The 13,171-nt window shown below is 50.2% G+C and carries 10 protein-coding genes; 1 reads left to right on the forward strand and 9 read right to left on the reverse strand.

Annotation, left to right across the window (positions count from 1 at the left end; genetic code table 11):
- Positions 1-212: 212 nt before the first annotated feature.
- The 3 genes from rnr to BBD42_RS07495 form a co-directional block, all read right to left on the reverse strand.
- Complete coding sequence (gene rnr, locus BBD42_RS07485; RefSeq protein WP_099517680.1) at positions 213-3,404, reverse strand: ribonuclease R; 3,192 nt, start codon at positions 3,402-3,404, stop codon at positions 213-215.
- A gap of 174 nt (positions 3,405-3,578) precedes the next feature.
- Entirely contained in the window at positions 3,579-3,815 is a 237-nt protein-coding gene (secG, locus tag BBD42_RS07490) for a preprotein translocase subunit SecG (RefSeq protein WP_046234099.1), read from the reverse strand.
- Positions 3,816-3,925: 110 nt separating this feature from the next.
- Positions 3,926-4,711: a sugar phosphate isomerase/epimerase family protein gene (locus BBD42_RS07495; RefSeq protein ID WP_099517681.1), complete on the reverse strand. Its 786-nt coding sequence runs from the start codon at positions 4,709-4,711 to the stop codon at positions 3,926-3,928.
- A 158-nt stretch (positions 4,712-4,869) separates the two neighbouring features.
- Between BBD42_RS07495 and BBD42_RS07500 the strand changes: the two genes are divergently transcribed.
- Entirely contained in the window at positions 4,870-5,181 is a 312-nt protein-coding gene (locus BBD42_RS07500) for a hypothetical protein (RefSeq protein WP_150131525.1), read from the forward strand.
- A gap of 277 nt (positions 5,182-5,458) precedes the next feature.
- Here BBD42_RS07500 and eno read toward each other — a convergent pair whose 3' ends face one another.
- The 6 genes from eno to BBD42_RS07530 all read right to left on the reverse strand — a co-directional run bounded on the left by eno (position 5,459) and on the right by BBD42_RS07530 (position 12,932).
- Complete coding sequence (gene eno, locus BBD42_RS07505; protein WP_046234101.1) at positions 5,459-6,751, reverse strand: phosphopyruvate hydratase; 1,293 nt, start codon at positions 6,749-6,751, stop codon at positions 5,459-5,461.
- Between the two features lie 33 nt (positions 6,752-6,784).
- Positions 6,785-8,317: a 2,3-bisphosphoglycerate-independent phosphoglycerate mutase gene (gene gpmI / locus BBD42_RS07510; protein ID WP_056032479.1), complete on the reverse strand. Its 1,533-nt coding sequence runs from the start codon at positions 8,315-8,317 to the stop codon at positions 6,785-6,787.
- A 1-nt stretch (position 8,318) separates the two neighbouring features.
- On the reverse strand, positions 8,319-9,074 hold the full coding sequence (gene tpiA, locus BBD42_RS07515) for a triose-phosphate isomerase (RefSeq protein ID WP_099517683.1): 756 nt from the start codon (positions 9,072-9,074) through the stop codon (positions 8,319-8,321).
- Between the two features lie 30 nt (positions 9,075-9,104).
- Positions 9,105-10,286: a phosphoglycerate kinase gene (locus BBD42_RS07520; RefSeq protein ID WP_056032485.1), complete on the reverse strand. Its 1,182-nt coding sequence runs from the start codon at positions 10,284-10,286 to the stop codon at positions 9,105-9,107.
- A gap of 297 nt (positions 10,287-10,583) precedes the next feature.
- Positions 10,584-11,588: a type I glyceraldehyde-3-phosphate dehydrogenase gene (gene gap, locus BBD42_RS07525; protein ID WP_099517684.1), complete on the reverse strand. Its 1,005-nt coding sequence runs from the start codon at positions 11,586-11,588 to the stop codon at positions 10,584-10,586.
- A gap of 306 nt (positions 11,589-11,894) precedes the next feature.
- Entirely contained in the window at positions 11,895-12,932 is a 1,038-nt protein-coding gene (locus tag BBD42_RS07530; protein WP_056032491.1) for a sugar-binding transcriptional regulator, read from the reverse strand.
- Positions 12,933-13,171: the final 239 nt, after the last annotated feature.

A 13,171-nucleotide genomic window follows, 5' to 3' on the forward strand; every position in this document is an offset into this window, starting at 1 on the left:
ACACATTGAAAAAGGTCCATGACTGTAATGACACCCTTTTCAATATGTGAATTCAGGTCCATATCATCAATTGCTTTGAGTGTACTATACCCATATTCAAAAAGCAAGCGACAAGCTTAAATAATTTCTAAAGCTTGGCCCGCTGTACCAGCGCTGCTGAGCCTCTGTATGAGGGGCAACGCTGATGCAAGAGACTTTACAACTATTTTGTTTTATTTACGTTTTTTTCTAACAAAAGCAGCCGTTGAATTGCCGCCTCCGTTTTTCTTCTTGCGCTTCCTCTTAGCCGCATCTCCGTCTGCTCCCGCAGCGTCTGGCGAAGCCTGCCCACCAGGATTGGCACCGCTTGGCGCTGAGCCTGGCTGCGCCGCCTGGCGCCGCTTGCCGCCTTCAAAGCCACGGCCAGCTCCGCCGCTTCGCTCGCCGCCATCGCTGCGACGGCTGCCTCCTCTAATCGGCAGCCCCCACATATCCGTGCGCGGCGCGCCTTCGCCGCCGCGCCCTTCGCCTCGATCCTGCGGCTCCGCCCGCACGATCCGCTGCGTCTGCTCCGCCGGCGCAAAGCTGCCGCCAGCGTCGCCCTTGCGCCCGCGGCGCGGCGCGTTCCCGCCGCCGCCTGCGCCTGGCGCAGCTCCGCGCCCAGCGCCCTTGCGCTGGCGCTTCGCGCCTTGGCCGGCTCCGCCGGCCTGAGCAGCTGAGTTCCACCACAGCTGCTCCTCGCCAGCGCCGCCATCCTGGCGCTGGCTCTCTCCCGCCGGACGGCTTAGCGCGTCCGGCAGCCCCGGCGCGGCGCTATCACCCTCGCGCCGCTGCCCCGCACCAATGTCGTCGCGCTTGCCGCGACGACGCGCCCCGGCAGCAGCACCATCCAGCTGCCACGGGTTCTGCCCATTTCCGGCCTGTGCACTGCCTTGCAGGCCGCCATCCCTTGCTCTACCGCTGTTTCCTGCTCTGCCGCTTTTCCCTGCTCTTCCGCCTTGCCCTTCATTCCCGGCTCTGGCGCCTCTCGCTCCATTGCCTGCTCCAGAGCCTTGCGCTCCATTGCCCGCTTTGCCGCCCTTGCCTTTAAAGCCGCCGTAGCCGCCATTTCCGCCCTTGCTGCCAGCAGCGGTACTGTCGCCCTTCGCTCTAGTGCCGGTGCCCGCACCGCCACCGCTGCTGCGTCCGCCTTTGTTAAAGCCGCCGCTGCGCCCACGCCCGCCGCGCGATGCGCCGAACCCAGCATCAGCGATGCCTTTAAAACCGCTGCGAGGCTTCATATCGACCATTTCAAAATCAATCGTATGATCGTTCATATTCACATTGCCAATGCGGATTTTCACCTCATCGCCAATCCGGTATACCTTGGAAGTACGTTCGCCGATAAGCACCATATGCTGCTCTTGGAAGTGGTAATAATCATCCGTCAGATCGCTCAGACGAATAAGCCCTTCCACCGTATTATCCAGCTCGACAAACATCCCGAAGCTCGTTACGCTGCTGATAATGCCATCGAATTCCTCGCCGATTTTATCAAGCATAAATTCGCATTTTTTCATCTGCTCGGTATCACGCTCGGCATCAGCCGCTACCCGCTCGCGCTCAGATGAGTGCTGCGCGATATCCGGCATGCGTGCAGTCAGCGCCTCATTGCGCTTCTCGCTAAGCGCTCCGCCGCCTTCCAGCACCTCGCGAATGACGCGGTGGATAACCAAATCCGGATACCGGCGAATTGGAGAAGTGAAGTGCGAATAAAATTCAGCTGCCAGCCCAAAATGTCCCAAGCTTTGCGCATCATATTTCGCCTGCTTCATCGAGCGAAGCATAACGGTGGAAATGACCGTCTCTTCCTTCGCCCCTTTGATTTCCTCCAGCAGCATTTGCAATGCACGCGGATGAACCGAGTTGCCTTTGCCTTTCACAACATAACCGAAGTTCGCCGCAAACTGCATGAAATGCATCAGCTTCTCCTGATCCGGGTCTTCATGGATCCGGTATAGGAAAGGAACGCGCAGCCAGTGGAAATGCTCGGCAACCGTCTCGTTCGCCACAAGCATAAATTCCTCAATGATCTGCTCCGCGACGGAACGATCTCTTTTCACGATATCGACAGCCTTGCCCTGCTCATCTACGATGACCTTCGATTCCTGAAAATCAAAATCAATCGCGCCCCGCTTCATCCGCTGCTTGCGAAGCTTCATCGCCAGCTGCTCCATCAGCGTGAACATATCCAGCAAATCAGCGTATCGTTCCTTCAGCTCGGTCTGCGGCTCCTCTTCGGTTGCCGTCAGCAGCTTGCGAACGTTCGTATACGTCATGCGCTCCTTCGTACGAATAACACTCGTAAACACATCATGACGCACGCGTTTCAGCGTTTTGGCATCAAACTCCATTTCGCAGGAAAGCGTCAGCCGATCTACTTGCGGATTAAGCGAGCAAATGCCATTCGACAAGCGATGAGGCAGCATCGGAATGACGCGGTCCACCAAATAAACGCTGCAGCCTCTGCGGAAAGCTTCCTGATCCAGCTCGGAGTTTTCACGCACATAATAGCCTACGTCTGCGATATGGACGCCCAACAAATAATTGCCGTTGTCCAGCACCTTCACATGGACGGCGTCATCGAGATCCTTAGCATCCTCGCCATCAATCGTTACGATGACTTCATTGCGCAGGTCACGACGACCCTGCTCTACAATTTCTTCCTCGGTAATCGAATCTGGAGCCGCTTCCGCCTCTGCATCCACCTCTTCCGGAAAGCCTTCCGGCAGCTGATGCTTGCGGATAATCGACAAAATATCGATGCCTGGATCATCCTTGTGGCCAAGGATTTCAATAATTTCGCCTTGTGCTGCTGAACGGCCTTCTGGATAGGTCACGATGCGCACGACTACCTTTTGGCCGGATACGGCGCCTTTAAATTCATTTTTCGCGATGAAAATGTCGCGGTTAATCCGTTTGTCATCCGGCACAACAAAGGCATACACCTCATGGCTTTCAAAAGTGCCGACCACCTGTGTAACCGCTCTCTGCACAATGCGGACAACCTCGCCCTCCAGGCGGCCACCCGCTTGGCTCTTGGACGTCACACGCGCAAGAACAATGTCGCCGTTCATCGCGCTGAGCTGATCATTGGCATGAATATAGATGTCAGGATGCTCTTTGTCGTCAGGAAGCAGGAACGCAAAGCCTTTCGCATGGACCTGCAATTTTCCGCGCAGCAAATTCATCCGTTCCGGAACGCCGTAACGGTCATTGCTCGTACGGAGGATTTTTCCGCTATCCTCCAGATGGGTAAGCAGCTGCAAAAAAGCTTTGAAATCAGCAGCCTCCATCACGCCGAAATGCTGCTCCAGCTCCTGATAAGTCATCGGTTTATAAGCGGTCTCCCGCATAAAATCAAGCAATTCCTGCTCTTGTGTCATTAGTTTCCTCGTCACCTCATATACCGGAGGCCATTCTATCAGCACTTGCAACCGGTTGATAGATTATCATATACCATTTAGTATACACGAAATTACCCAATCGCATCCGCGAAACCACGAAAAAACAAAAAAAGTGGAGGAAGCTCCCCCACTTTTTGCATTCAATACAGATTATTACTGTTGTACGACGTAAGCAACAACGAGCGACAGGACGAAAAATCCAACAGCCAGTGCAATCGTCAAACGCTGCAGGAACAAGTCCAAACCACGCGCTTTCTGCTTGCCGAACAAATGCTCAGCGCCACCACTAATGGCTCCGGACAATCCCGCGCTTTTACCTTTTTGCAGCAATACGACCGCAATTAGGCCAACCGAAAAAATAACCAGTAAAATTTTCAAAGCTATATCCATTCAATCCACCTCCAGCATAGGAGCTCCATTAAAACATATAAAATGATTGTATCACAGCGATTTACTGAAAACAATACTTTGCTGTTTAACCCTAACATTTCCTGTTACGGCTATCCCTTGGCTGGCTGCGGTCCTTGCATAAGCCTTTGCATAAAATGAAAGCTCATCTCTGCGCTTTTCAGCGACGTTTCCGTAAACTGCTGCTGTTCGATAATGATATATTTTACTCCCGATTGTTTTACTACCTCATACAGCTCGGTGTAGCCGACATCTCCTCTCCCGAGCTCTGTATCCTTGCGTCCCTCCTGAAAATCTTTAAAATGAACGAGCGGCAGCCGATCCGAATAATATTTCACGTATTCAGCCGGGTCATAACCCGCCATGTAAATCCACCCCAAATCCAGCTCCGCCTCTAATAAATCCGCAGGCACAAGCTCCAGCAGGTGCACATACAGCGGCTTGCCTTCAACCTTTTTCCAATCCGCATCATGGTTATGCAGGCATAGCTTAATGCCCTGCTGCTTCGTTTGCCAAGCGCATCGCTCCAAAATTTCAGCCAAATATTTAATATCGTCCATTTTCGGCACCTCTGGCACTGGAACCCAAGGCACGACCATATATTCCAGCCCAATCTCATTTGCATATTCAACCTGCTTCTCGAAGTCTGATGGAATTTTTTTTGCATTTTCAAAATTAAGCGGGATGTGCGCGGAAGGCGCAATGAGCCCCAGTGAATCCAAACGCTCTTTCAACCTTCTTGCCGGTGCGTGAAAATAACCCCCGAATTCGACTGCTTTATAGCCGATTTCCGCCACCTTGTCGAGCGACCCCAATAGGTCGCTTTCTGTAATATCCCGCAGCGAGTACATTTGCAGGCTTAGCACTTGTTTTTCCATAAAGTAACACCTCCATATCTACTCAAATCCAGCAACCATTTATAAAACAGGCTCGTCATTAGAGGTAACCAAAAACGTGCCTGGATTCGCACACTACTTTTGCAGAAGGGGATGCTGCTATGTTTATTATCATTTGTTTGGCCGGGATTATCCTAACCATGATTGTTCTCAAAAAAGCTGGCGCCTTATACATTTACTCCAAAGGCGTGTTCATATCCGTCATTGTTACGCTTATAGCTGCAATCGGTCTTTCACAAAATTATTTATACAGTCTGATTCCCTCGTTCGAGGACGGTATTGCGGTTTCTAATTTTATCGCTTATTGGATTATTGGCGATGACGGTTGGTCGGTGAGGTTATTTCAGAAGTATTCGGAAGGTTCGATAGCGCTGGCTATTGGTTTGCTGGTTATCTACATTATTGTGCATAGTGTGGAGTTGGCTGTTGGTCGTAAGACGGTACGGCGATAGGTAGCGTGGAAGGCTGCTGAAAAGAATCTGCGCTGCGTAAAAGGGTTGGGATTCGATCGCTATTGTCTGCAAACGCTCCGCTTCACCACCCCAACCCTTTTATTCCGCTTGCCTTTTCATCAGGTTCCCACCCACTTACATACCAAAAACCCCTGCCCACAATATTTGTGGGCAGGGGTTTTTTAGGGCAATATAGCCTATTCGCATTGATACTTGCTCATTTAGATATGGCCAAGGTATTGGCTGATCATAATGAGCAAGTTGTCATTGTTTAGACTTATTTGAAGTTTTTAAGGTTGTAGAATGCGGATTTGCCAGCGTATTGAGCTGTAGCACCCAGTTGGTCTTCGATACGAAGTAATTGGTTGTACTTCGCTACGCGGTCCGTACGGGACGGAGCACCTGTTTTGATTTGGCCAGCGTTTGTTGCAACTGCGATGTCAGCGATTGTGCTGTCTTCGCTTTCGCCGGAACGGTGGGAGATAACCGCTGTGTAACCAGCGCGTTTCGCCATTTCGATTGCGTCGAAAGTTTCAGTAAGGGAACCGATTTGGTTAACTTTAACCAGGATCGAGTTGCCCACGCCTTTGTCGATACCATCGGACAGACGCTCAGTGTTTGTAACGAACAGGTCGTCACCAACGAGTTGAACTTTGTCGCCCAATTTTTCAGTAAGCAATTTCCAGCCATCCCAATCGTCTTCGGAGCAGCCGTCTTCGATTGTGATGATTGGGTATTTATCAACCCATGAAGCAAGCAGGTCAACGAATTCAGCAGGCGTGAAGGATTTGCCTTCGCCTTCCAGGTGGTATTTGCCATCTTTGAAGAATTCAGTCGAAGCTACGTCCATACCGAGGAATACGTCAACGCCTGGCTTGTAGCCTGCGCTCTCGATAGCGGAAATGATTGTAGTGATTGCTTCTTCGTTCGATCCAAGGTTAGGAGCAAAGCCGCCTTCGTCGCCTACAGCTGTGTTCAGGCCTTTGTTTTTCAGAACCGATTTCAGGCTGTGGAAAATTTCAGCGCCGATACGAAGAGCTTCTTTGAACGTTGGAGCGCCAACTGGCAGAACCATGAACTCTTGTACGTCGATGTTGTTGTCCGCGTGCTCGCCGCCGTTGATGATGTTCATCATTGGAACTGGCAGAACTTTAGCGTTGAATCCGCCCAGGTAAGTGTACAGGGATACGTTCAGTGCATCAGCAGCAGCGCGAGCTACAGCCATCGATACAGCAAGAATCGCATTAGCGCCCAGCTTAGCTTTGTTCGGCGTACCGTCAAGCTCGATCATTTTGCGGTCGATAGCTACTTGATCAAGAGCGTCCAGACCAATGATTTCAGGAGCGATAATTGTGTTAACGTTATCTACTGCTTTTTCTACGCCTTTACCAAGGTAACGGCCTTTGTCGCCATCACGAAGCTCAACAGCTTCGTATGCGCCAGTGGATGCGCCGGATGGAACGATAGCGCGGCCTTGGCCGCCGGACTCTAGGGATACTTCTACTTCTACTGTTGGATTACCGCGGGAATCCAATACTTCGCGTGCATAAACGTCAACGATAATAGACATGTTTGAACACTCCTCTTAGTTTGATGATAGTTGCTACTTCTGAATCAGGGAAATGCCCGTCATTTCTGCCGGCTTGGAAAGCTGCATCAAATCAAGCACCGTCGGTGCAAGGTCTGCCAAAATTCCGCCTTCACGCAGCGTTGCTCCAGCAACCGTCACAATGCATGGCACCGGGTTGGTTGTGTGCGCTGTGAAAGGACGTCCATTTGCATCAAATACCATATCGGCATTACCATGGTCAGCTGTAATAATACATACGCCGCCTTTAGCAAGCACAGCTTCAACGACTTGGCCCAAGCATGCATCCGTTGCTTCCACCGCTTTGATTGTCGGCTCCAGCATGCCGGAGTGACCTACCATATCGGGATTGGCAAAATTCAAGATAATCGCGTCATGCTTATCTGCTTCAATCTCGCTGACTGCAGCTGCCGCTACCTCATAAGCGCTCATTTCTGGTTGCAGATCATAAGTCGCTACTTTAGGCGAATTAATCAGAACGCGAGTCTCGCCCGGCAGTTCATGATCGCGGCCGCCGCTGAAGAAGAACGTTACATGCGGATACTTTTCTGTTTCCGCAATGCGAAGCTGCTTCTTGCCGTTTTGCACAAGCACTTCACCAAGCGTATTATCAAGGTTTTTCGGCGAATAAGCGACAAAGCCGCCAATCGTTTCGCTGAACAGCGTCAAGCATACGAAATACAGATTTTTCGGAGCATGCTCCCCGCGTTCAAAACCGCGGAAATCTTCATTCGTAAATACTTGTCCCAGTTGAATCGCACGGTCAGGACGGAAATTGAAGAAAATAACCGCATCCTCCGACTCGACAAGACCAACCGGTTTGCCATCTTCGCCCACGATAACCGTTGGCATAACAAATTCATCATAAACGGATTTCTCGTACGATTCAACTATCGCCTTGAGCGGATCGTTATATTGCGGGCCTTCGCCATACACCATAGCGCGGTAAGACTTCTCTACCCGCTCCCAGCGTTTGTCGCGGTCCATCGCATAATAACGTCCTTGCACCGTTGCAACATGGCCTACGCCAACCTCTTCGATCTTCGCGAGAAGCTGCTCCATGTAGCCTTTTGCGCTATCCGGGGCAACGTCGCGACCATCAAGGAATGCATGGATATAAACATCTTCCAGGCCTTCCTTCTTCGCCAGGTCAAGCAGAGCAAATAAATGCGCAATGTGGCTGTGTACGCCGCCATCGGACAGCAGGCCGTACAAATGAAGCTTCTTGCTATTTGCTTTTGCATGACGCACAGCGCCGAGCAGCGTTTCGTTGTCGAAAAACTCGCCATCGCGGATCGACTTGCTGATGCGAGTCAAATCCTGATAAACGATGCGGCCTGCGCCGATGTTCAAATGGCCAACCTCGGAGTTGCCCATTTGTCCATCTGGCAAGCCTACCGCTTCACCGCTAGCTGTCAGCTGCGTATGAGGGTAAGTCGACCAGTAACGGTCATAGTTAGGCTTTTTCGCTTGGGCAACTGCATTGCCTGTCACGTCATCGCGCAGACCAAAGCCGTCAAGAATAATTAATGCAACCGGAGCAGCCATCTTACTTGGCCCCCTCGATCAGTGCGATATAGGAAGCAGGCTCAAGGCTAGCTCCGCCTACAAGCGCGCCGTCGATATCTTGCTGACCCATATATTCAGCAACATTGTTAGGTTTGACGCTGCCGCCGTATTGGATACGAACCGCTGCTGCTGTAGCATCGTCATAAAGGCCTGCAATTACGCTGCGGATATAACCGATAACGTCTTGTGCATCTTCAGAAGTTGAAGATTTGCCAGTGCCAATCGCCCAGATAGGCTCATAAGCAACAACGACTTCAGCTGCTTGAGCTGCGGACAAGCCTTGGAATGCCGCTACCGTTTGCACGTTGCAAACATTTTTCGTTTCGCCAGCTTCGCGCTCTTCAAGCTTCTCGCCTACACATACGATAGGAGTCAGCTCATGCTTGAATGCTGCATGTACTTTTTTGCTAACGATTTCGTCTGTCTCAGCAAAATAAGCACGACGCTCGGAGTGGCCGATAATGACATATTTTACGCCCAGGTCTTTCAGCATCACGCCGCTGATTTCACCTGTGAATGCGCCATTGTCTTCGAAGTGAAGATTTTGAGCGCCAATCGCGATCGTTGTTCCTTTAGCTGCTTCAACTAGGGAAGGAAGTGCTGTGAATGGCGCGCAGATTACGCTCTCTACGCCATCAACCTCTGCTTTGCCTTTCACATCTGCGAAGAAGGAAGCCGCTTCAGAAACCGTTTTGAACATTTTCCAGTTGCCTGCAATAATTGGTTTTCTGCTCATATATATACCCTCCTGTACTGTATGGGTTGCTTATTTATCGTTAAGTGCTTCAACGCCCGGCAAAATTTTGCCTTCCATGAATTCCAGGGAAGCGCCGCCGCCAGTGGAAATGTGGTCCATTTTATCAGCCAGACCGAATTTCTCAGCCGCTGCAGCCGAATCGCCGCCACCGATAACGGTGTAGCCAGCTGTTTCTGCACATGCTTTCGCTACTGCTTGTGTACCATGGGAGAAAGGCTCGATTTCGAATACGCCCATTGGTCCGTTCCAAACAACCAGCTTGGAGTTTTTGATCGCTTCTGCGTAAATTTCACGCGTCTTAGGACCGATGTCGATGCCTTCCCACTCAGCTGGAATGCCGTCAACGTCAACGATTTGCGTGTTGGCGTTTTTGCTGAAATCATCAGCTACAACAATATCAACCGGAATGAGGAAGTTTTTGCCCAGCTTTTTCGCTTTCTCGATGAACTCAAGCGCCAGATCAAGCTTGGAGTTGTCTACGAGCGATTTGCCGATTTCATGGCCTTGCGCTTTGAAGAATGTATAGGACAAGCCGCCACCGATAATGATGTTGTCGGCAATTTCGATCATTTTGTTGATAACGTCGATTTTATCCTTAACCTTCGAACCGCCTACGATAGCTGTGAAAGGACGCTCAGGGTTGTTCAGCGCTTTGCCAAGAACATCAAGCTCTCTCTCCATCAATAGACCGGAAACAGCCGGCAGGTGGTGCGCAATGCCTTCAGTCGAAGCATGAGCACGGTGTGCAGCTCCGAAAGCATCATTTACGTAAAGATCAGCAAGCTCAGCGAAAGCTTTCGCCAGCTCAGGATCGTTTTTCTCTTCGCCCGCATGGAAACGAACGTTTTCAAGCAGCAATACATCGCCAGCGTTCAATGCCGCGATTTGCGCTTTAACATTTTCACCGATCGACTCATCCGCTTTTACTACCGGTTTGCCAAGCAGCTCGGACAGACGCGCTGCCGATGCTGTGTGGCGAAGCTCTTCTACAACTTCACCGTTCGGGCGGCCCAAGTGGCTTGCCAAAATAACTTTCGCGCCTTTTTCGATCAAGAAGTTAATCGTAGGAAGCGTCTCACGGATACGCTTGTCATCGGTAATTTTACCATCTTCGAGCGGCACATTGAAATCGACGCGTACGAATACCCGTTTGCCTGCTACTTCTACGTCACGAACACTTTTTTTAGCCATGAATGTAACCTCCTGATATTAGCGTGCAAAGCTTAACACTTTCTATATTCAAACAAAAAGAAGCGTTCCCTCTTTATCAAAAGAAGGAACGCTCCCTCTTGGCCCGCGGCCAGAAGGCTCGCGAACCTGAAGCTGCGCTTCGTCATGAAGACAAAATCGCGCCCCTGTTAAGGTTTCGCTTGAATCGCATACGATGCCCCGGGAGCGCCGCGGATTAAGCGTATCCCAAGGGCCAGTGCAATACCGGCCTGGGACGTAAAGCGTTCCATGTAATTGTGGGGGATATTTCCCTTGTTCTTACAGACCTTTGCTTGCGATATAAGCAGCGAGATCAACTACGCGGTTCGAGTAGCCCCACTCGTTGTCGTACCAAGAAACCACTTTAACCATGTTGCCTTCAACAACCATAGTCGACAGACCGTCGATTGTGGAAGAAGCTGGATCGTGGTTGTAGTCGCTCGATACAAGCGGCAATTCATTGTAGTTCAAGATGCCTTTAAGAGCGCCGTCAGCAGCTTCTTTCAAAGCAGCGTTAACTTCTTCAACTGTAACGTTAACTTTCAATTCAGCTACCAGGTCAGTAACGGAAACGTTAGGTGTAGGAACACGCATAGCCATACCGTTCAGTTTGCCTTTCAGCTCAGGAAGTACAAGGGATACCGCTTTAGCAGCACCAGTCGATGAAGGAATGATGTTCTCAGCAGCTGCACGAGCACGACGAAGGTCTTTGTGCGGTACATCCAGAACGGATTGGTCATTTGTGTACGAATGGATCGTTGTCATCATGCCTTTAACGATGCCGAATTTATCGTTCAATACTTTTGCAAACGGAGCAAGACAGTTCGTTGTGCAAGAAGCGTTGGAGATGATTGTGTGGGAAGCTGCATCGTATTTGTCTTCGTTAACGCCGATAACGATAGTGATGTCTTCGTTAGTAGCAGGAGCGGAGATGATAACTTTTTTAGCGCCGCCTTTAAGGTGAAGCTCAGCTTTTTCTTTAGCTGTGAAAATACCAGTGGATTCAACAACGATTTCAGCGCCTACAGAAGCCCAAGCCAGGTTCTCAGGGTTGCGCTCAGCGAAAACTTTGATTTCGCGGCCGTTAACTACGATCGCGCCTTCTTTAGCTTCAACTGTAGCATCAAGAGTACCGTGAGTTGTATCATATTTCAAAAGGTGAGCCAGTGTAGCTGTGTCTGTCAAATCGTTTACTGCTACGATTTCAACATCAGCGTTGTTCAGAGCTGCGCGGAATACGTTACGACCAATACGACCAAAACCGTTAATACCTACTTTAACCATTGTTGTTTCCTCCTAGAGTGTTTTGGGATGAAAAATATATTTCAAGACATTTCGCATGCCGATGCCATTGTCTCGCACGGCGCGCGAAGCATCAAGATCACTTGCCAAGTTAAAACGACTTCGACGTCCTTCTAGGACGAGCGAAGAGCTTTGCCCTAGAATTCTAAGCGGATATAAGGATAAAACTTATAAATTCTTAGAATTCAAGCGTAAACGGCCGAAAGCCATCCTCTTGCGGTAAAGCTGCGGCTTCGCGGTGAAATATAAGTCCTATTTATAAGCTGCAACTTATAAATTCTTATATTTTTATGGAGCTGAGCCTTCAATAATCGCAATGATTTCTAATGCGGCAGCCTCATCGGTAACTAACACATCATTGTGTCCAAAACGCATAACTGCAGCGATCGCTTCACCTTTGCTTTTGCCTCCGGCTACTCCGATAACTACTTCAGTCTTCACAATATCCTCGAGCCGTAGTCCTACCGTCGGCATCTTGTGAACCACTTGCCCGCTGCGATCAAAATAAAAACCGTAAGCTTCAGCAAGCGCCCCTTCAGCTTCAATACCCTGCATCGTCGCCTCATCGAGCTTCCTGCGCCGAGCCATCACCATAGCGTCTCCGATGCCGTGCACGACAATACGCGCCCTGCGGATCACTTCTATAATGTCCTGGATATTCGGTTCCTGCATAATGGGAGCATAAGCTTCCTCGCCAAGATGATCAGGAACGTGAAGCAGCCGATAGTTGGCACCTGTCCGCTTCGCCATAGTGGAAGCAATCGTGTTCGCCTGATAATCGACGCTTTCGCCAAGTCCGCCTCTTGCAGGCACGAACCAATTGGTTTTAAGCGGCGCTACAGCCGAAAGCTGATTAGCTACCTGGGCAGTCGTCGTACCGCCTGTAACGGCAATGACGTCGCCTTGCTCCATCGCTTTGCGCAGTACCTGCCCTCCTGCTCTGCCGAGTTCCCGCTTCGTCTGCGCGGATACATCAGAATCGCCGGCCACAACAACCACTTGGCTCAGCCCGAAATAACTTCTGATCTTCTCCTCAAGCTCCGATAAGCCGAAAATCGTCTGCACAAAAGGCTCAAACTGTTCAAGCAGTTCTTTGCCAGGTTCACTGATTCTCATGCCTGAAGCATGAATTTCAAGCAAGCCCTGCGACTTTAGAAAGTCCGTTTCTGCTCGCAGTACCCTCTCCGTCATACCGAGCGTTGTCGCAAGCGTTCTGCGGCCGATGAGATCAGAGAGCATAACCTGGTGCAGTATCCTGTAGCGCTTCCTCATCACGTCGAGCAAATCTGGCAGAAGCTGCTGCTGCAATTCAATCATTTGGCGCATCTTCTAATTATTCACTCCACCCGTACTAAGTTAAGCGAAACCGATACTCATGCATAGCGGTGGACACGAAATGTCCCATGCTTTCGTTTTAAGTCCCACCTCTATTTTACCGAACTTGATCTAACATTTCAAGTCAACAATTTCATATGAAACCGTTTACTGACACGATTTTATCAAATTTATTTTTAATAGCTGGCTTGATTTCTATTCACATTTAACATATACTAAATCTTGCTGTT

Source organism: Paenibacillus sp. BIHB 4019 (assembly GCF_002741035.1).
In the GTDB taxonomy this organism is placed as follows: domain Bacteria; phylum Bacillota; class Bacilli; order Paenibacillales; family Paenibacillaceae; genus Pristimantibacillus.